The organism is Streptomyces sp. M41(2017) (assembly GCF_002078175.1).
GTDB lineage: Bacteria > Actinomycetota > Actinomycetes > Streptomycetales > Streptomycetaceae > Streptomyces.
On the sequence record NZ_MWFK01000001.1, the window covers coordinates 4,106,058 to 4,125,515 of the forward strand.

General features: G+C 70.1%; 19 protein-coding genes. 15 read left to right on the forward strand and 4 right to left on the reverse strand.

The genetic code is table 11. From position 1 onward, the window contains the following. The first annotated feature begins 196 nt into the window (after nucleotides 1-196). From B0675_RS18065 to B0675_RS18080, 4 genes are all read left to right on the forward strand, one after another. The gene (locus tag B0675_RS18065) at nucleotides 197-850 is read left to right on the forward strand and encodes a response regulator transcription factor (protein ID WP_081219848.1); all 654 of its coding nucleotides are present in this window, start codon (nucleotides 197-199) and stop codon (nucleotides 848-850) included. A 5-nt stretch (nucleotides 851-855) separates the two neighbouring features. After that, nucleotides 856-2,085 carry a HAMP domain-containing sensor histidine kinase gene (locus B0675_RS18070; RefSeq protein ID WP_081219849.1) on the forward strand — a complete coding sequence of 410 codons (1,230 nt, stop codon included), beginning with the start codon at nucleotides 856-858 and terminating at the stop codon, nucleotides 2,083-2,085. 393 nt (nucleotides 2,086-2,478) lie between these two features. Further along, entirely contained in the window at nucleotides 2,479-2,775 is a 297-nt protein-coding gene (locus tag B0675_RS18075) for a DUF4193 domain-containing protein (RefSeq protein ID WP_003997302.1), read from the forward strand. Between the two features lie 13 nt (nucleotides 2,776-2,788). Continuing rightward, nucleotides 2,789-3,697, forward strand: a complete 909-nt coding sequence (locus tag B0675_RS18080) for a hypothetical protein (RefSeq protein WP_081219850.1) — start codon at nucleotides 2,789-2,791, stop codon at nucleotides 3,695-3,697. A gap of 56 nt (nucleotides 3,698-3,753) precedes the next feature. On the opposite strand, the gene B0675_RS18085 is transcribed toward B0675_RS18080, so the two are convergent. Beyond that, the gene (locus B0675_RS18085; RefSeq protein WP_081219851.1) at nucleotides 3,754-4,236 is read right to left on the reverse strand and encodes a DUF3093 domain-containing protein; all 483 of its coding nucleotides are present in this window, start codon (nucleotides 4,234-4,236) and stop codon (nucleotides 3,754-3,756) included. A 58-nt stretch (nucleotides 4,237-4,294) separates the two neighbouring features. Here B0675_RS18085 and B0675_RS18090 point away from each other — a divergent pair, with 58 nt between their 5' ends. From B0675_RS18090 to B0675_RS18130, 9 genes are all read left to right on the forward strand, one after another. Then, nucleotides 4,295-4,879, forward strand: coding sequence for a PaaI family thioesterase (locus B0675_RS18090; protein WP_081219852.1), 585 nt, complete (start codon nucleotides 4,295-4,297; stop codon nucleotides 4,877-4,879). Next, complete coding sequence (gene dut, locus B0675_RS18095; protein WP_081219853.1) at nucleotides 4,876-5,400, forward strand: dUTP diphosphatase; 525 nt, start codon at nucleotides 4,876-4,878, stop codon at nucleotides 5,398-5,400. The genes B0675_RS18090 and dut overlap by 4 nt, the downstream gene beginning before the upstream one ends. 1 nt (nucleotide 5,401) lies before the next feature. Then, the gene (locus B0675_RS18100) at nucleotides 5,402-6,166 is read left to right on the forward strand and encodes a DUF3710 domain-containing protein (protein ID WP_081219854.1); all 765 of its coding nucleotides are present in this window, start codon (nucleotides 5,402-5,404) and stop codon (nucleotides 6,164-6,166) included. A gap of 252 nt (nucleotides 6,167-6,418) precedes the next feature. Beyond that, entirely contained in the window at nucleotides 6,419-7,639 is a 1,221-nt protein-coding gene (locus tag B0675_RS18105; protein ID WP_081219855.1) for an alginate lyase family protein, read from the forward strand. 95 nt (nucleotides 7,640-7,734) lie between these two features. Then, nucleotides 7,735-8,445, forward strand: a complete 711-nt coding sequence (locus B0675_RS18110; protein ID WP_081219856.1) for an ABC transporter ATP-binding protein — start codon at nucleotides 7,735-7,737, stop codon at nucleotides 8,443-8,445. Nucleotides 8,446-8,625: 180 nt separating this feature from the next. Continuing rightward, on the forward strand, nucleotides 8,626-11,169 hold the full coding sequence (locus B0675_RS18115; RefSeq protein WP_081219857.1) for an ATP-binding protein: 2,544 nt from the start codon (nucleotides 8,626-8,628) through the stop codon (nucleotides 11,167-11,169). Continuing rightward, on the forward strand, nucleotides 11,166-11,849 hold the full coding sequence (locus B0675_RS18120; protein WP_081219858.1) for a response regulator: 684 nt from the start codon (nucleotides 11,166-11,168) through the stop codon (nucleotides 11,847-11,849). Before B0675_RS18115 ends, B0675_RS18120 begins: the two co-directional genes overlap by 4 nt. Before the next feature lie 189 nt (nucleotides 11,850-12,038). Beyond that, nucleotides 12,039-12,437, forward strand: a complete 399-nt coding sequence (locus B0675_RS18125) for an OB-fold nucleic acid binding domain-containing protein (protein WP_081219859.1) — start codon at nucleotides 12,039-12,041, stop codon at nucleotides 12,435-12,437. Between the two features lie 3 nt (nucleotides 12,438-12,440). Next, nucleotides 12,441-13,199 (forward strand): DUF3159 domain-containing protein, encoded by a 759-nt coding sequence (locus B0675_RS18130; RefSeq protein WP_081219860.1) that lies wholly within the window; start codon nucleotides 12,441-12,443, stop codon nucleotides 13,197-13,199. 188 nt (nucleotides 13,200-13,387) lie between these two features. On the opposite strand, the gene B0675_RS18135 is transcribed toward B0675_RS18130, so the two are convergent. Further along, nucleotides 13,388-14,065, reverse strand: a complete 678-nt coding sequence (locus tag B0675_RS18135) for a TrkA family potassium uptake protein (RefSeq protein WP_081219861.1) — start codon at nucleotides 14,063-14,065, stop codon at nucleotides 13,388-13,390. Then, on the reverse strand, nucleotides 14,065-14,736 hold the full coding sequence (locus B0675_RS18140; RefSeq protein WP_081219862.1) for a TrkA family potassium uptake protein: 672 nt from the start codon (nucleotides 14,734-14,736) through the stop codon (nucleotides 14,065-14,067). Before B0675_RS18140 ends, B0675_RS18135 begins: the two co-directional genes overlap by 1 nt. Before the next feature lie 424 nt (nucleotides 14,737-15,160). Between B0675_RS18140 and B0675_RS18145 the strand changes: the two genes are divergently transcribed. Next, complete coding sequence (locus B0675_RS18145) at nucleotides 15,161-17,209, forward strand: APC family permease (RefSeq protein WP_081219863.1); 2,049 nt, start codon at nucleotides 15,161-15,163, stop codon at nucleotides 17,207-17,209. Nucleotides 17,210-17,383: 174 nt separating this feature from the next. Then, nucleotides 17,384-18,712 carry a class I SAM-dependent RNA methyltransferase gene (locus B0675_RS18150; protein ID WP_081219864.1) on the forward strand — a complete coding sequence of 443 codons (1,329 nt, stop codon included), beginning with the start codon at nucleotides 17,384-17,386 and terminating at the stop codon, nucleotides 18,710-18,712. Between the two features lie 540 nt (nucleotides 18,713-19,252). Here the strand turns inward: B0675_RS18150 and B0675_RS18155 are convergent. Next, nucleotides 19,253-19,423, reverse strand: coding sequence for a hydrophobic protein (locus tag B0675_RS18155; protein WP_067385923.1), 171 nt, complete (start codon nucleotides 19,421-19,423; stop codon nucleotides 19,253-19,255). Between the last annotated feature and the right edge of the window lie 35 nt (nucleotides 19,424-19,458).

The window sequence follows — 19,458 nt, forward strand, 5'->3', positions numbered from 1 at the left end:
CTCTCTTCCGTGGAAACCTCAACCCGGCGAGAAAATCCGGCATTCCCGGTCTCGCGCACCGGACGGTCGGCGCCCCACCCGCCTTACAGCCGGTTTATGGCCGAAAAGGGCAGGATGGAGCTCTCATCCGTGACAGACCTGCCCGCGGGGTGCCTGAAGACGTGCCGCGCCGGTGGACAGAGGAAGGACAAGCGACGTGCGCGTACTCGTCGTCGAGGACGAGCAGCTGCTCGCCGATGCGGTGGCCACCGGACTGCGCCGGGAGGCCATGGCCGTCGACGTCGTGTACGACGGCGCGGCCGCCCTGGAGCGCGTCGGGGTCAACGACTACGACGTGGTCGTCCTCGACCGCGACCTCCCCCTCGTGCACGGCGACGACGTCTGCCGCCGCATCGTCGAGCTCGGCATGCCCACCCGGGTGCTGATGCTGACCGCGTCCGGAGACGTCAGCGACCGTGTCGAAGGCCTGGAGATCGGCGCCGACGACTACCTCCCCAAGCCCTTCGCCTTCAGCGAGTTGACGGCACGCGTGCGTGCCCTCGGCCGCCGTACGAGCGTGCCGCTGCCCCCCGTCCTGGAGCGCGCCGGCATCAAGCTCGACCCGAACCGCCGCGAGGTGTTCCGGGACGGCAAGGAGGTCCAGCTCGCGCCCAAGGAGTTCGCCGTCCTCGAGGTGCTGCTGCGCAGCGAGGGAGCCGTCGTCTCCGCCGAGCAGCTGCTGGAGAAGGCCTGGGACGAGAACACGGACCCGTTCACGAACGTCGTCCGTGTGACCGTCATGACGCTGCGCCGCAAGCTCGGCGAGCCCGCGGTGATCGTCACCGTGCCCGGCTCCGGCTACAGGATCTGATCCGGGTGGCCACCACTCCCGCGCCGCCCACGGCGCCTCCCAAGCCCACCTGGGACCCCCGTCCCGAACCGCCGTTCCCCTGGCTGCGCCCGACCATCCGCATACGGCTCACGCTGCTGTACGGCGGCATGTTCCTGATCGCGGGCATCCTGCTGCTGTCGATCATCTACCTGCTCGCGGCGCAGGCGCTGAACGTCGGCAGCGAGCTCCCGTTCAAGATCACCGAGGGCAAGGTCACGAGCACCATGTGCAACCTGCCCGACAAGGCGTCTCCCGACGTGTTCAACAGCGCGATGAACGACTGCGTCAACGAACAGCGTCAACACGCCCTGGACAACCTGCTCAGCCGTTCCCTGCTGGCCCTGCTCGGTCTCGCCGTCATCGCCTTCGCGTTCGGCTACGCCATGGCGGGCCGGGTGCTGTCGCCGCTCGGGCGCATCACGCGCACCGCACGCGCGGTGGCCGGTTCGGACCTGTCCCGCCGCATCGAACTGGACGGCCCGGACGACGAGTTGAAGGAGCTGGCGGACACCTTCGACGACATGCTGGAACGGCTGCAACGCGCGTTCACCGCCCAGCAGCGCTTCGTCGGCAACGCCTCGCACGAACTGCGCACCCCGCTCGCGATCAACCGCACCCTCCTGGAGGTGCATCTGTCCGATCCGGGCGCACCCGTGGAGCTCCAACAGCTCGGCAAGACACTGCTCGCGACGAACGAACGCAGTGAGCAGCTGGTCGAGGGCCTGCTGCTGCTCGCCCGCAGCGACAATCAGATCGTCGAGCGCAAGCCCGTGGACCTCGCCGAGGTCGCCACCCAGGCCGTCGACCAGGTGCACGCCGAGGCGGTCGCCAAGAGCGTCAAGATCCACGGTGAGAGGCATCCCGTGATCGTCCAGGGCAACGGCGTCCTCCTGGAGCGGATCGCCCTGAACCTCGTCCAGAACGCCGTGCGGTACAACGTGCCGGAGGACGGCTGGGTCGAGGTCACCACCGAGGCCGAGCACGGTCAGGCGGTCCTGATCGTGTCGAACACGGGACCGGTCGTTCCCGCGTACGAGGTCGACAATCTTTTCGAGCCTTTCCGGCGGCTGCGCACCGAGCGCACCGGAAGCGACAAGGGTGTGGGCCTCGGCCTGTCGATCGCCCGATCGGTGGCCCGGGCGCACGGCGGTCACATCGTCGCCCAGCCCCGCGAGGGGGGTGGCCTCGTGATGCGCGTCACCCTTCCCGTCTGAGACCATGTCGCCGACACGCGTTGATGTTCGCTTTGCGCGGAATTTTCTGGTCGCCCACCCGGGCGGTCCGTGTGTGATCGATCACAAGGGCGAATTCCTGTCCATCCACTCTCCGTGATCATGCAAGCTGTCGGAAAGCCGGGAAAATCCGGGTTTTCGGGGGTCCTGATCACGGGAAGTACACGGTGGGACGCCTTTGATGTGCGGCCTTCGGACCGTGTACGGTCCGCATCGCCATCCAAGCCGATCACTCATGGGGAGTCCGGTTGGGTGTCGATTGAGTAACAGACCTTGATGTGAGGCAAAATCTCCGCCTCAGGTCGGGCACAAGTCCGGCCTCTCACGCGTTACGTGCGTCGAGACACCGCAGACACCCAGAGGGGGAGAGCTGACATGGCAACGGATTACGACACCCCACGCAAGACCGACGACGACGTCGACTCGGACAGCCTTGAAGAACTGAAGGCTCGCCGGAACGACAAGTCCACGTCGTCCGTCGATGTGGACGAGTTCGAGGCCGCAGAAGGCCTGGAGCTGCCCGGAGCGGACCTCTCGAACGAAGAGCTGGCCGTCCGGGTGCTGCCCAAGCAGCAGGACGAGTTCACTTGCATGAGCTGCTTCCTGGTGCACCACCGCAGTCAGCTGGCCCGCGAGAAGAACGGCCAGCCGATCTGCCGCGACTGCGACTGAGGCAGGGTCGGCCGTGACTGGCTCGACCCCTCCTTGGAAGCGCCGCTTCCCCAGGGGAGCGGACGGAGGGCCCCACGAGGGCCCTGAAGGCGTGCGTGACGACGAGCGGGGCTCTTCCGAAGAGGGATCAGCCTCGCTCGACCGGGCGGCCGCCACAGGCGACCTGACGGCCTCGCCGGACACTCCCGCACCCGCCGCGAGGCGGCGTGTGGCCGCGGTCCGGGACGGGGTCAAGAAGGGCGTCCAGAAGAGCGGCAGCCGGGCCAGGGCGGGCCTGGCGTATCTCGCCGACCGCATCATCGATCTCGCCCCGCGGGTTCCCGTTCGGGACCTCGCGACCCTCCGCAGGCAGTTCCCGGGCCTCGGCCCCGAAGAGCTCGCGGACAAGCTCGTGGCGGGTGCCGCCGCCGCGACCTCCACCGTCGGTGCCGGAGTCGGTGCCGCCGCCATGCTGCCGGTGCCGCCCGCCATGCCCACCGAGCTGGCCGCCGAGATCACCGGCGTCGCCGCGATCGAACTCAAACTGATCGCCGAGCTCCACGAGGTCTACGGCATCAGGCCGCCCGGCAACCTCAAGCAGCGCAGCACCGCGTATCTGAACTCCTGGTCGGGCGAGCGCGGGATCGACGTGACCAAGCCCGTGACGATCAATGCCGCGCTCGGCGGTCAGATGAAGCGCGAGCTGCGCCAGCAGATCATGAAGCGTACGGTCCGCGACCTGCCCAACCTGATGCCGTTCATGGTCGGCGCCGCGGTCGGAGCGGTGATGAACCGACGGGACACCAAGCGTCTGGCGGGTCACATCCGCAAGGACCTGCGCAAGATGCAGGTGCCGTGGGACGCCCTTCCGGAGCTTCCTCCGCTGGAGGAGCCGGCCGATCCGCTGCGGATCGGCGAGATCCCCAAAGAGCTGGGGCACTGACGAGCGGACGCCGGGAGCGTTCCCCAGGGCCTGCCGCCCGGATCAGGCCCTGGCGGTCATTCGTGCGGCGTGACCGGCCGACCGGACGCCCGCGCCGCTTCCAGAGCGGCGATCAGACGCTCCGGCTCCCGCGTCGACAGGTACAGGTAGGGCGTCGGGTCCGCCGGGTCCGTGACCTGGACGCGCAGGGCGGTCGGGATGTACGAGCGCAGCAGCATGAAGGCGCGGGTGTCGGCCTTGTGCGTGCGCCAGGCGCGCGCCTCCTCCTGGTCCAGGATCTCCGCGTCCCCGAGGGCCGCGACCGGGATCCTCGCGTCGCCGGCGATCAGCGCGTCGCCGACCACCCGGATGCGGATCGAGCCGTACGCGCTGGCCGCGACCGCCGCCACGGCGGTGCCGCCGACGAGGGCTCCCAGCATCGGAAGGGTGCCGAACGGGAGGAAGACCAGGGCCATCGCGAGCCCGACCAGGAAGCTGATCACCCACCACGACTTGGGTGCGGTGAGGCGTTCTTCGTACGGGGATGCGGAGAGCTGCATGAAGCCAAGCTTGGCACGGTGCGAAGACTTGGTGGACGCGCGGGTAAGGTCTGCGCCTGTGAGTGGTACTTCCGCAGCTCTGACGCCTCCCGCCGACGCCGTCGCGCCGGTGCGCCACCCCGACGCGCCCGCTCCCGGTGAGCCCCTCGGAGCACACTACGAACACTGTTTCGGGTGCGGTGGGGGACAGCCCCACGGACTCCATCTGGAGGCCCGCGCGGGGGAGGGCGTCCGCATCACCGCGGAGTTCACCGTGCGGCCCGTGCACCAGGGCGCCCCCGGTCTCGCGCACGGTGGTGTCCTCGCCACCGCGCTGGACGAGACGCTCGGCTCCCTGAACTGGCTGCTGCGGACGATCGCCGTGACGGGGAGGCTGGAGACCGACTTCGTGCGCCCCGTCCCCGTCGACACGGTGCTGTATCTGGAGGCCGAGGTCACCGCGGTGGCCGGCCGGAAGATCTACTGCACCGCCACCGGTCGGATCGGCGGCCCCGACGGGCCCGTCGCCGTCCGCGCCGATGCCCTGTTCGTCGAGGTGAAGGTCGACCACTTCATCGACAACGGACGCCCGGAGGAGATCCGGGCCGCCATGAACGACCCGGACCAGATCCGGCGAGCCCGTGCCTTCGAGGTGAACCCGTGACCCGTGACCCCCGCCCCGAACTCGACGTGCTGATCCGCCGCGTCGACCCGGACGTCCCGCTTCCCGAGTACGCGCTCCCCGGCGACGCCGGGGCGGATCTCCGGACCACCGAGAGCCGCGAGCTCAAGCCCGGCGAACGGGCCGTTCTGCCGACGGGCGTGTCCATCGCGCTGCCCGAGGGCTACGCGGCCTTCGTGCACCCGCGCTCCGGCCTCGCCGCCCGCTGCGGCGTCGCCCTCGTGAATGCCCCGGGGACGGTTGATGCCGGGTACCGTGGGGAGATCAAGGTGATCGTGGTGAATCTCGACCCGCACGAGGTGGTGCGGTTCGAGCGCTTCGACCGGATTGCTCAACTGGTCGTCCAGCAGGTCGAGAAGGTTCGCTTCCGGGAGGTGGCGGAACTTCCCGACTCGGCGCGGGCCGCAGGGGGCTTCGGGTCCACCGGCGGCCATGCCGTCATGGACAGCACAACGGGTGGGAATCGATACGCTTCGGTCGTATCCGACCGGGAAGGACAGTGACGTGTTCGGACGTCGCAAGAAGGGCAGTGCCGCCGAGGACGCGGCGGGCGAGGCCGAGCAGGTCGTCGACGGCGTCGACTCTGAGGTGGACGAGAACGAGGGCCGCGAGCGCGTGCGCCTCGAACCCGAGCCGCGCCCCGATGGACCCTGGGACGGTACCGAGGTCCGTGACCCCTCCGAGGGCCGCGTGGACCTGGGTGGCCTCTTCGTACCCGGAGTGGACGGCATGGAGCTGCGTGTCGAGGTCGCGGGTGACGCGATCGTCGCCGCGACCGTCGTCCTGAAGGACAGTGCCGTGCAGCTGCAGGCCTTCGCCGCTCCCAAGCGCGAGGGCATCTGGGGTGAGGTGCGCGAGGAGATCGCCTCCGGGATCACCCAGCAGGGCGGGGTCATCGACGAGGTCGAGGGCCCGCTGGGCTGGGAGCTGCGGGCCCAGGTGCCCGTGCAGCTGCCGGACGGCACGGGCGGTTTCCAGGTCGTGCGCTTCGTCGGCGTGGATGGCCCCCGCTGGTTCCTGCGCGGAGTGATCTCCGGGCAGGGCGCGGTGCAGCCGCAGGCCGCGGGCCTGCTGGAGCAGATCTTCCGGGACACGGTCGTCGTGCGCGGTGAGGGTCCGATGGCCCCCCGTGACCCGATCGTCCTGAAGCTCCCGAATGACGCGCAGATGGTTCCCGAGGGTGTCCAGCAGGAGGAGCAGAGCGGATCCCGCTTCTCCGGCGGCATGGGACAGCTGCAGCGCGGACCGGAGATCACCGAGGTTCGCTAGCGGGTCATCAGGCGGGCCGCATCCCCATCGGGATGCGGCCCTTTCCTGTGTCCGGGGTTCCCGTGGACACCCGGAGGCCCGGTGCCCGGGGGCCCGGGGCTGACCATCTCAAGTTCTCGTACATGAACGGCAGTTGAGCAGCGGGTCTTTCTTCAGGCCTTGACGGAAGCCTGGTCCGTACCTATGGTCACCGGCCAGCGCACATGTTCAGCATTCCATGCGTCGTTCACATACAAGAACGGATGGCTCTGCATGTCCGACACCCCCACACCCCGGCGCCACCGACGGCGTCCCGCGTTCCTCGTCATGGCGGCCGCGGCCACCGCCGCGCTCGTCGGAACGCTCCTGTCCGGTCCCGGCGCACACCGCGCCGAGGCCGCGCCCGCGGCCTTCGTCCATCCCGGAGTCACCGTCTCCAAGGGCCAGTTGGACTTCGCCCGCACCCAGGTACTGGCCGGCGCGCAGCCCTGGAAGGGCGCCTACGACCAGATGATGGCGAGCAGATACGCCTCGCTCACCCGCACCCCCGCGCCGCGTGCCACCGTCGAGTGCGGCTCGTACTCCAACCCCAACTACGGCTGTACGGACGAGCGCGAGGACGCCATCGCCGCGTACACCGACGCGCTCGCCTGGTACGTCACTCGCGACGAGCGGTACGCGAAGAAGGCCATCGAGCTGATGGACGCCTGGTCCGCCGTGATCAAGGACCACACCAACAGCAACGCGCCCCTGCAGACCGGCTGGGCCGGCTCCTCCTGGCCCAAGGCCGCCGAGATCATCAAGTACACGTACACCGGCTCCTGGGCCAACTCGGGCCGCTTCGCGACCATGCTGCGCACCGTGTACCTGCCCGAGATCATCAACGGCTCCAACTCCAACGGGAACTGGGAGCTGTCGATGATGGAGGCCGCCGTCGGCATCTCCGTCTTCCTGGAGGACAAGACGTCGTACGACAAGGCAATGGCGAGGTTCCGGACGCGCACCGCCGCGTACGTCTACCTGGCCGGCGACGGTTCCGTGCCCAAGACCGTGCCGAGCCAGAACCTCGACACCACGGCCAAGATCGTCAGCTACTGGCAGGGACAGTCCACCTTCGTCACAGGGCTCACCCAGGAGACCTGCCGCGACTTCACGCACACCGGGTACGGCATCTCCGCCATCTCGCACATCGCCGAGACCAGCCGGATCCAGGGCCAGGACCTGTACGGCACCGACGTGGGGGAGAGGCTGCGGCAGGCGCTCGGCTTCCAGGCGAAGTACCAGCTCGGCGCGGCCGTCCCGAGCTCGCTGTGCGGTGGCTCGCTCAACCTCGGGCTCGGTCCCGTCACCGAGGTCGGCTACAACGCCCTGCACAACCGCCTGGGCATCGCGATGACCAACACCCAGAACCTCACCCAGCAGAACCGCCCGGCCGGCAGCAACAACCTGTTCGTCGCGTGGGAGACCCTGACGCACGGCGACAATCCCGCGTGAACCGAAACGAGGGTCTCGTGCGATGAACCATTGAGGGACCGGGCGTCGGGTCGCGATACTGGCGCCCGGTCCACGGGGGATCACGGGGAGGGAACATGAGCCAGATCGTCACCGGTGCGCGCACCGCCACCGACACCATGCTGCGCGTCGAGAACGTCCACCGTACGTACGGCACCGGAGCCGCCGCCGTGCACGCGCTGCGCGGCGTCTCCTTCGACGTCCCGCGCGGGGAACTCGTCGCCCTGAAGGGCCGCTCCGGTTCGGGCAAGACCACCCTGCTCAACGTGGTCGGAGGACTCGACTCGCCGGACGAGGGCCGCGTCGTCGTGGACGGCCTCGACCTCTCCACGCTCGACGAGGGCGGTCTCCTCGGCCTGCGCCGCGAGCGCATCGGCTTCGTCTTCCAGTCCTTCGGCCTGATCCCCATCCTGACCGCCGCGGAGAACGTCGGGGTGCCGCTGCGGCTGCGCCGGGCCGCGACCCGCGAGCGCGAGGAGCGTGTCGAGCTGCTGCTCTCCCTCGTCGGCCTCACCGACCACGCGGCCCAGCGCCCCGGGGAGCTGTCCGGAGGCCAGCAGCAGCGCGTGGCCATCGCCCGCGCCCTGGCCAACGAGCCGGCCCTGCTCATAGCCGACGAGCCCACCGGCCAGCTGGACGCGGAGACCGGCCACGCCGTGATGGAGCTGATGCGCGCCGTCGTCCACAGCCAGCGGGTGACCGCCCTGGTCGCCACCCACGACGCGACCCTGCTGGACCTCGCCGACAGGGTGCTGGAGCTGAGCGACGGCGAGCTGATCGAGCACTAGGGGGCGGTGTCCGGGTCTCCCCTCGGCACGTCGCGGGGCGCGGCCCGCCGTGCGGGGCCGCTCGGGCATCAGGGTTGCGTCAAGGACGTCCTCCGACCGGCCTCTCGTCCCCTTTGCCGGAATTCCTGGCCGTAAGGTCGACGCTGCGTACACGGCGGTGACAGGAAGACAATAGGACTCATGGGACGCGGCAAGCTTCGGATCTATCTCGGTGCGGCACCGGGCGTCGGCAAGACGTACGCGATGCTCTCCGAGGCGCACCGCCGTGTCGAGCGCGGGACCGACTGCGTGGTGGCGTTCGTCGAGCACCATCACCGGCCCCGCACCGAGGTGATGCTGCACGGACTGGAGCAGGTCCAGCGCCGGGAGCTGGAGTACCGGGGCGGCGCCTTCACCGAGATGGACGTCGACGCGGTGCTCGACCGCGCCCCCGCCGTCGCCCTGGTGGACGAACTGGCCCATACGAACGTCCCCGGCTCGCGCAACGCCAAGCGCTGGCAGGACGTGGAGGAACTGCTCGCCGCCGGCATCGACGTCGTCTCCACCGTCAACATCCAGCACCTGGAGTCACTCGGCGACGTCGTCGAGTCGATAACGGGGGTGCGGCAGCGGGAGACCGTGCCCGACGAGGTGGTCCGGCGGGCCGACCAGATCGAGCTGGTCGACATGTCGCCACCCGCGCTGCGCCGCCGTATGGCCCACGGCAACATCTACAAGTCGGACAAGGTCGACGCCGCGCTGTCCAACTACTTCCGCCCCGGAAACCTCACGGCCCTGCGGGAGCTCGCGCTGCTCTGGGTCGCCGACCGTGTCGACGAGTACCTGACCGAGTACCGCAGCGAGCACCGGGTCTCCAAGATCTGGGGCTCGCGGGAGCGGATCGTCGTCGGACTGACCGGCGGCCCCGAGGGACGGACGCTGATCCGGCGGGCCGCGCGGCTCGCCGAGAAGGGCGCCGGAGGCGAGGTGATGGCCGTCTACATCGCGCGCAGCGACGGGCTGACCGCCGCCTCACCGAAGGAGCTGGCCCTCCAGCGCACCCTGGTCGAGGACCTGGGCGGCACCTTCCACCACGTGGTGGGCGACGACATACCCGCCTCCCTGCTGGACTTCGCGCGCGGGGTCAACGCCACCCAGATCGTCCTCGGCTCCTCGCGGCGCAAGACCTGGCAGTACGTCTTCGGGCCGGGCGTCGGTGTCACCGTCGCCCGCGAGTCGGGACCCGACCTGGACGTCCACATCGTCACCCACGAGGAGGTCGCCAAGGGCCGGGGGCTGCCCGTGGCACGCGGGGCCCGGCTCGGGCGCTCCCGGATCATCTGGGGCTGGCTGATCGGCGTGGGCGGCCCGGTGGTGCTGGCGCTGCTGCTGAACACCATCGACCTCGGCCTCGCCAACGACATGCTGCTCTTCCTGGCCGTCACGGTCGCGGCCGCCCTGCTCGGCGGACTCCTCCCGGCACTGGCCTCCGCCGCCTTCGGATCCCTGCTCCTGAACTACTTCTACACACCCCCCTTGCACCGGCTGACGGTCGCCGATCCGAAGAACATCGTCGCCATCGTGATCTTCGTGGGTGTCGCCGTCTCCGTCGCCTCGGTGGTGGACCTGGCGGCCCGCCGTACCCACCAGGCGGCGCGGCTGCGCGCCGAGTCGGAGATCCTCTCCTTCCTCGCGGGCAGCGTGCTGCGCGGCGAGACCAGCCTGGAGGCCCTGCTGGAGAGGGTCCGCGAGACCTTCGCGATGGAGTCCGTCGCGCTGCTGGAGCGGGTGAACGACGTCGAACCCTGGACCTGTGCCGGCAGCGTCGGACCGGATCCCTCGGCCCGTCCCGAGGACGCGGACGTCGACATGCCCGTCGGCGACCACATGGCGCTCGCCCTGTCCGGGCGGGTGCTGCCCGCCTCCGACCGCCGGGTGCTGGCGGCCTTCGCCGCCCAGGCCGCGGTCGTGCTCGACCGCCAGCGTCTCCAGCACGAGGCCGACCAGGCCAAGGAGCTGGCCGAGGGCAACCGCATCCGCACCGCCCTGCTGGCCGCCGTCAGCCACGACCTGCGCACCCCGCTCGCCGGGATCAAGGCCTCGGTGTCGTCGCTGCGCTCGGACGACGTCGCCTGGTCCGAGGAGGACCAGGCCGAACTCCTGGAGGGCATCGAGGACGGCGCCGACCGCCTCGACCACCTCGTGGGCAACCTGCTGGACATGTCCCGGCTCCAGACCGGCACCGTCGCCCCGCTGATCCGCGAGATCGACCTCGACGAGGTGGTCCCCGTGGCGCTCGGCGGTGTCCCCGAGGACAGCGTGGACCTGGAGATCCCCGAGAGCCTGCCGATGGTCGCCGTCGACGCCGGACTCCTGGAGCGCGCCGTCGCCAACCTCGTCGAGAACGCCGTCAAGTACAGCCCCCTCGACGCGCGGGTCATGGTCGCCGCGAGCGCCATCGCCGACCGCGTCGAGGTCCGGGTGGTCGACCGCGGCCCCGGCGTCCCGGACGAGGCCAAGGACCGCATCTTCGCGCCCTTCCAGCGCTACGGTGACGCCCCGCGCGGCAACGGAGTGGGCCTCGGCCTCGCCGTCGCCCGCGGCTTCACCGAGGCCATGGGCGGCACCCTCAACGCCGAGGACACCCCCGGCGGCGGACTCACCATGGTGCTCACGCTGCGGGCCGTGGCCCGCAGACCCGGCGTGGCCGCCCCGTCAGCAGTCGCAGAAAGGCAGGCCTCATGACCCGGGTCCTCGTGGTCGACGACGAGCCGCAGATCACCCGAGCCCTCGTGATCAACCTGAAGGCACGCAAGTACGAGGTCGACGCGGCCCCCGACGGAGCCACCGCGCTGCAGCTCGCCGCCGCCCGGCACCCCGACGTCATCGTCCTCGACCTCGGCCTGCCCGACATGGACGGCGTCGAGGTGATCAAGGGGCTGCGCGGCTGGACCCGGGTGCCCATCCTGGTGCTGTCCGCCCGGCACTCCTCCGACGAGAAGGTCGAGGCGCTCGACGCGGGCGCCGACGACTACGTCACCAAGCCCTTCGGCATGGACGAGCTGCTCGCCCGGCTGCGCGCCGCGGTCCGCCGCGCGGAGCCCACGGGAGGAGGCGAGGACGACGTGATCGTGGAGACCGCGGGGTTCACCGTCGACCTGGCGGCGAAGAAGGTGCACCGCGACGGCCGGGACGTCCGCCTCACCCCCACCGAGTGGCACCTGCTGGAGGTCCTGGTGCGCAACACGGGCCGGCTCGTCAGCCAGAAGCAGCTCCTCCAGGAGGTGTGGGGACCCTCGTACGGGACGGAGACGAACTACCTGAGGGTCTACATGGCCCAGCTGCGCCGCAAGCTGGAGGCCGACCCCTCGCACCCCAAGCACTTCATGACCGAGCCGGGAATGGGCTACCGGTTCGAGCGGTGACCCGCCTTCCCGTGCGAGGCGGGACGCGGTGTGCGGTGCGTGAACACGGGGAACGCCGGTTCGGGCGATCACGCGCGTGCATGTACGGAACGGGACGCCGCGGGCGGTCCCGGCGACCCCCGCGAGCCCCGGTTCGGCCCGGGGAAGCGCGGGTACGTAGGTGTCAACGCTCACCGGTAGGCTTTCGGTATGAGTGCTGTTCCTCGTTCCGAAAAGCCGGCGGGCCGGTTCCGGCGCATGATGGACCGGCTCTCCTCGACCCAGGAGGACCTGGAGTCCGAGGAGCTGCGGGAGGACACCGCGACCGCGGGCTGCACCCGTATCGGCGACTGCCAGGACCGGCAGATCGTCACGGTTACTGGTACCTTGCGCACGGTCACTCTGCGGCCGCGGGCCGGTGTCCCGGCCCTGGAGGCCGAGCTGTTCGACGGTTCGGCCGCCCTGGACGTGGTCTGGCTCGGCCGCCGCTCCATCGTCGGCATCGAGCCCGGGCGCAAGCTCATCGCTTCCGGCCGCATCTCGATGAGCCGGGGCCGTAGGGTGCTGTTCAATCCGAAGTACGAACTCAGACCGCTCGGACGGGAGTAGCCGGTGACGTCGCTCGACAAGCCGACCGAAGACCCCCAGCAGGATTCCAGGGCGGTGACGGAGGCCGCACTCTTCGAGGCCTTCGGCGGCGTGCGCGGCATGGTCGAGACGGTGGTGCCCGGCCTGCTCTTCGTCACCATCTTCACGATCAACAAGGACCTGCACTGGTCGGCCATCGCCGCTCTCGCCGTGTCCCTGCTGCTCGTCGTGGTCCGCCTGGTGCGGCGCGACACCGTGAAGCACGCCTTCAGCGGTGTCTTCGGCGTCGCCTTCGGCGTGGTCTTCGCGATGATGACCGGCAACGCCAAGGACTTCTATCTGCCGGGCATGCTCTACACGCTCGGGCTCGCCCTCGCCTACATCATCACGACCCTCGCGGGCGTCCCGCTGATCGGCCTGATCCTGGGCCCGGTCTTCAAGGAGAACCTCTCCTGGCGGACCCGCAACCCCGGCCGCAAGAAGGCGTACGCGAAGGCCAGTTGGGCCTGGGGACTGATCCTGCTCGCCAAGTGCGCGGTGCTCTTCCCGCTCTACTGGTGGGGCGACACCACCCAGTTCGGCTGGGTGCTCATCGCCCTGAAGATCCCGCCGTTCCTGCTCGCCGTCTGGCTGACCTGGGTCTTCCTGGCCAAGGCGCCGCCGCCCATCGACGTGTTCGCGGAGATGGAAGCGGAGGAGAAGGCCGAGAAGGAGCGCAAGGCCGCCCTCGCCGAGGAGCGCGGCGAGACCGCCGCCCCGGCCCGCCACCGCCGCGAGGCGTAGGCAGCGACCGGGCGGACGACGCGGGGAACCCCGCACCGCCCGGCGCTCACCTACCGAGCGGACGAGGTACACCGGCGGCACAGGCGGGGAAGCCCGCGCCGCCCGCCGCACTCGCGCCGGTACCTGTACGACGATGGGGGCGCCCCGAGCATCTCGGGGCGCCCCCATCGTCGTACCGCGAACGACCGCTAGTTCGACGCGTCCTCGCGGCGCACCGACAGCAGGTCCTCCAACTGCTCCTCGCGGGCCTGGGCGGCCACGAAGAGGAGTTCGTCGCCGGCCTCCAGGGAGTCCTCCCGGGAGGGCGTCAGGACGCGGGTGCCGCGGATGATGGTCACCAGGGAGGTGTCCTCGGGCCACTCGACGTCACCGACGGTGGTGCCGGCCAGGGCGGACTCCGGCGGAAGGGTCAGCTCGACGAGGTTGGCGTCGCCGTGGCTGAAGCGCAGCAGCCGCACCAGGTCGCCGACGCTCACGGCCTCCTCGACGAGGGCCGACATCAGACGCGGGGTGGAGACGGCGACGTCCACGCCCCACGACTCGTTGAAGAGCCACTCGTTCTTGGGGTTGTTCACCCGGGCGACGACCCGGGGGACCCCGTACTCGGTCTTCGCGAGCAGGGAGACGACGAGGTTGACCTTGTCGTCACCCGTGGCCGCGATCACCACGTTGCAGCGCTGGAGCGCGGCCTCGTCCAGGGAGGTGATCTCGCAGGCGTCGGCGAGAAGCCACTCCGCCTGCGGGACGCGCTCGACCGAGATGGCGGTCGGAGCCTTGTCGATCAGCAGGATCTCGTGGCCGTTCTCCAGCAGTTCGCCCGCGATCGAGCGGCCCACGGCCCCGGCACCGGCAATGGCGACCCTCATCAGTGACCCGCCTCTTCGTCAGGGCCCTTGGCGAACGCCGCCTCGACCTTGTCCACCTCGTCGGTGCGCATCATCACGTGCACCAGGTCGCCCTCCTGGAGGACCGTCTGCGAGGTCGGCAGGACCGCCTCGCCCAGCCGGGTGAGGAACGCGACGCGGACGCCCGTCTCCTCCTGCAGCCGGCTGATCTTGTGGCCCACCCAGGTGGGGGAGGTGTGCACCTCGGCGAGCTGGACGCCGCCGGTGGGGTCGCGCCACAGCGGCTCGGCGCCCGAGGGGAGCAGCCTGCGGAGCATCTGGTCGGCCGTCCAGCGGACGGTGGCGACGGTCGGAATGCCGAGGCGCTGGTAGACCTCGGCGCGGCGCGGGTCGTAGATGCGTGCCGCGACGTTCTCGATGCCGAACATCTCGCGGGCCACCCGGGCGGCGATGATGTTCGAGTTGTCACCGCTGGACACGGCGGCGAAGGCGCCGGCCTCCTCGATGCCCGCCTCGCGCAGGGTGTCCTGGTCGAAGCCGACTCCGGTGACACGACGGCCGCCGAACCCGGAGCCCAGCCGACGGAAGGCGGTGGGGTCCTGGTCGATCACGGCGACCGTGTGCCCCTGTTGCTCCAGGGTCTGGGCAAGAGCGGAACCCACTCTTCCGCAGCCCATGATGACGATGTGCACGACCGTCCTTCCGGATGTCAATGGTTAGAGCTCGGGCAAACAGGGTCTCAGACCGCCGCCCAAGCTACACACGCGCGGTCACCCGGCGGCACCCCTGTGCAGCGTCGCCTGCGCTTTTTCACAGGGCGGCCGGGTGACGGCGGCGAACGGCGGGTCTCAGCGCCGTGTGATGCTGCGAACACTCGCGAGGGTCAGGATTCCGAGGCCGACCAGTCCGACGGTGGCGCCGATGAGCTCCGGGCTCAGGTGCATGGGTTCTCCAAGGCGGTCAGGGTGCGGGGTTTTGTCATATAGACACGGGAGCCTCCGGGACCACGGAATCCGCAGCCGGAGAGGCCCCCGTTTTCACTCGGAGAGCAGATGGTGGGACGAAGAGGGACGGCGGGTGGGCGGCTGCCAGTTCGAGCCCTTACGATTCCCTGTTGTGTCCAAACTGACCGACGTGCCCAAACGGATTCTGATCGGGCGGGCGTTGCGCAGCGACCGGCTGGGTGAAACGCTCCTGCCGAAGCGCATCGCCCTCCCCGTCTTCGCATCCGACCCGCTCTCCTCCGTGGCGTACGCGCCCGGAGAAGTGCTGCTGGTCCTTTCCATCGCGGGCGTGTCGGCCTACCACTTCAGCCCCTGGATCGCGGTCGCGGTCGTCGTGCTGATGTTCACGGTGGTCGCCTCCTACCGCCAGAACGTCCACGCCTACCCGAGCGGCGGCGGCGACTACGAGGTGGCCAACACCAACCTCGGGCCGCGGGCCGGCCTCACCGTCGCCAGCGCCCTGCTCGTCGACTACATCCTGACCGTCGCCGTCTCCATCGCCTCCGGCATCGAGAACCTCGGCTCGGCGGTCCCCTTCGTGGTGCAGCACAAGGTCCCCTGCGCGGTCGCCGTCATCATCCTGCTCACGCTGATGAACCTGCGCGGGGTCAAGGAGTCCGGAAAGCTCTTCGCGATCCCGACCTACGTCTTCGTCGCCGGCGTCTTCATCATGATCGCGTGGGGCGCCTTCCGCGGTCTCGTCCTCGGGGACACCATGCGGGCGCCGACCGCGCAGTACCACATCAAGGCCGAGCACCAGGGGCTCGCGGGCTTCGCCCTCGTCTTCCTGCTGCTGCGTGCCTTCTCCTCCGGCTGTGCCGCCCTCACCGGCGTCGAGGCCATCTCCAACGGCGTCCCGGCCTTCCGCAAGCCGAAGTCGAAGAACGCCGCGACCACCCTCGCGGCGATGGGTCTGCTCGCCGTCACCATGTTCTGCGGCATCATCGCCCTCGCCATGGTCACCAAGGTGCGCATGGCCGAGAACCCCGCCACCGACCTGATCCACAACGGCATGGCCGTCGGCGCCGACTACGTCCAGAACCCGGTGATCTCCCAGGTCGGCGAGGCCGTGTTCGGCAAGGGCAGCTTCCTGTTCATCGTGCTGGCCGCCGCCACCGCGCTCGTCCTGTTCCTGGCCGCGAACACCGCGTACAACGGCTTCCCGCTGCTCGGTTCGATCCTCGCCCAGGACCGCTACCTGCCGCGCCAGCTGCACACCCGCGGCGACCGTCTCGCCTTCTCGAACGGCATCGTGCTCCTGGCCGGCGCCGCGAGCATGCTCGTGATCATCTACGGGTCCGACTCGACCCGGCTGATCCAGCTCTACATCGTCGGCGTGTTCGTCTCCTTCACGCTCAGCCAGACCGGCATGGTCCGCCACTGGAACCGCCACCTGGCCACCGAGACCGACCAGGCCAAGCGGCGCCACATGGTCCGCTCCCGGGCCATCAACGCCTTCGGCGCCTTCTTCACCGGCCTCGTCCTGGTCGTCGTCCTCGTCACCAAGTTCACGCACGGCGCCTGGGTCGCCCTGCTCGGCATGGTGATCTTCTACGTGACGATGTCCGCGATCCGTAAGCACTACGACCGCGTCGCCGAGGAACTGGCCGCCCCCGAGGGACCGTCCGACGACAGCGTCCGCCCCTCGCGCGTCCACTCCGTCGTCCTCGTCTCCAAGATCCACCGCCCCGCACTGCGCGCCCTCGCCTACGCCAAGCTGCTGCGCTCCGACACCCTCGAAGCGCTCAGCGTCAACGTCGACCCGGCCGAGACCAAGAACCTGCGCGACGAATGGGAGCGGCGCGGCATCGACGTCCCCCTGAAGGTCCTCGACTCGCCCTACCGCGAGATCACCCGGCCCGTCATCGAGTACGTCAAGGGCCTGCGCAAGGAGTCGCCGCGCGACGCGGTCTCCGTGATCATCCCCGAGTACGTCGTCGGCCACTGGTACGAACACCTGCTGCACAACCAGAGCGCCCTGCGCCTCAAGGGACGCCTGCTGTTCACCCCCGGCGTCATGGTCACCTCGGTGCCCTACCAGCTGGAGTCGTCCGAGGCCGCGAAGCTGCGCGCCCGCAGGCGCCAGGACTGGAGCGCGCCGGGTGCGGTGCGCCGCGGTCCCGCGCACGAGCGGCCCAAGGAGCCGACCGCCAAGAAGTGACGGCGGGCGACAGGCCGAGGCCCCGGCGGGCGAGCACTGCCTGCCGGGGCCGACCTGCGTCCTGGGGCGTGGCGATCGGCCGCCCGACGGGTGCGATCGGCGGGCGCCGGAAGCACGTAGACTGGTCGGCTGTTGTCCGGCCGTACCCCCCATCGCATCTGGAGTCACCCCACCATGCAGGCAGAACCGAAGAAATCGCTGGTGGGGGAGGAGTACGAGGTCGAGATCGGTCCCGTCGCGCACGGCGGGCACTGCATCGCCCGCACGGACGAGGGCCAGGTTCTCTTCGTCCGGCACACGCTGCCCGGTGAGCGCGTCGTCGCCCGCGTGACCGAGGGCGAGGAGGGCGCGCGCTTCCTGCGCGCCGACGCGGTACGGATCGTCGACGCGTCCAAGGACCGCGTCGAGGCGCCCTGCCCCTACGCCGGCCCCGGCCGCTGTGGCGGCTGCGACTGGCAGCATGCCAAGCCGGGTGCGCAGCGCCGCCTGAAGGGCGAGGTCATCGCTGAGCAGCTGCAGCGTCTCGCGGGCCTCACGCCCGAGGAGGCCGGCTGGGACGGCACGGTGATGCCCGCCGAGGGCGACAAGCTCCCCGCCGGTGAGGTCCCCGCCTGGCGCACGCGCGTGCAGTACGCGGTCGACGCGGACGGCAACGCCGGTCTGCGCCGTCACCGCTCGCACGAGGTCGAACCCGTCGAGCGCTGCATGATCGCCGCCGAGGGCGTCACCGAGCTCGGCATCGAGGAGCGCGACTGGGCCGGCATGGTGTCCGTCGACGCGATCGCCGCCACCGGTTCCCAGGACCGCATGGTCATCCTGGAGCCGCAGCCCGGCGCCCGCCTTCCGCTCGTCGAACTCGACAAGCCGGTCTCCGTGATGCGCGTCGCCGAGCAGGACGGCGGCATCCACCGCGTCCACGGCCGCGCCTTCGTCCGCGAGCGGGCCGACGGCCGTACCTACCGGGTCGGCAGCGGCGGTTTCTGGCAGGTCCACCCGATGGCCGCCGACACCCTCGTCAAGGCCGTCATGCAGGGTCTGCTGCCGCGCAAGGGCGACATGGCCCTCGACCTGTACTGCGGCGTCGGCCTCTTCGCCGGCGCCCTCGCCGACCGCATCGGCGATCAGGGCGCGGTCCTCGGCATCGAGTCCGGCAAGCGAGCGGTCGAGGACGCCCGGCACAACCTCGCCGGCTTCGAGCGCGTCCGCATCGAGCAGGGCAAGGTCGAGGCGGTCCTTCCGCGCACCGGCATCGCCGAGGTCGACCTCATCGTCCTGGACCCGCCCCGCGCGGGCGCCGGCAAGAAGACGGTCGAGCACCTGGTGTCGCTGGGCGCCCGCAAGATCGCGTACGTGGCCTGCGACCCGGCGGCACTGGCCCGGGACATCGCGTACTTCCGCGACGGCGGCTACAAGGTGCGCACGCTGCGCGCGTTCGACCTCTTCCCGATGACGCATCACGTGGAGTGCGTGGCGATTCTGGAGCCGGTGAAGAAGGACGCCTGATCCGTCGACGGTGTCGCGTCCGACGGTCGTTCGGGCGTACGGGGACGGGCCCCGCCGGAGTGTCTCCGGCGGGGCCCGTCTCTTGGTCTGGTGACCGGTGTCGCGGTCGGATGCCGCGCCGCGTCCGGTGGCGGCCGGCGAACCGCTCGGGGTGGCCGGTGCCGCCGGTGTGTTTGTCCTTGCCGGACTCCGGACCCTCCCACCGCATTGCGTTGCCGTCCGCGGTCGTGCTGTCGCGGCATATCGGGTGGCGTCGGAATGCGGTGACGTTCTTCGAGGACATTCTTCGAGGAAGCTGGGTTCCCGCGTTTCGCCGTTCCACACATCCGTGCCGCGGGTCGGGCGGACGGCCGGAGGCGGGGTGCTGGAGGGCCATGGTTCCTGGCGTCACGCCGCCTCCGGCCGCTGCGGCCCTCCTACCCCGAAAGGGAATGGTCATCCCATTCGTCCCGTGTGCGCCGGGACGACACATGGGTGGGGCCCGACGTCACGACGTCGGGCCCCACCCATGTATGGCTGTATGCGGGCTGTTCGGACCGGCTACCAGCGGTACCAGCGGCCACGCTTGCCGCCGCTTGCCGTCGGACGGATCACGAAGCCCAGGACCCACACGATCAGGACGATCACGGCGATCCACCAGAGCGCCTTCAGTGCGAAACCGGCACCGAAAAGGATCAGGGCGAGCAGAAGAACAAGAAGAATAGGAACCATAGTTATCAACCTCCGACCCGACGTGTGCCCTGCGG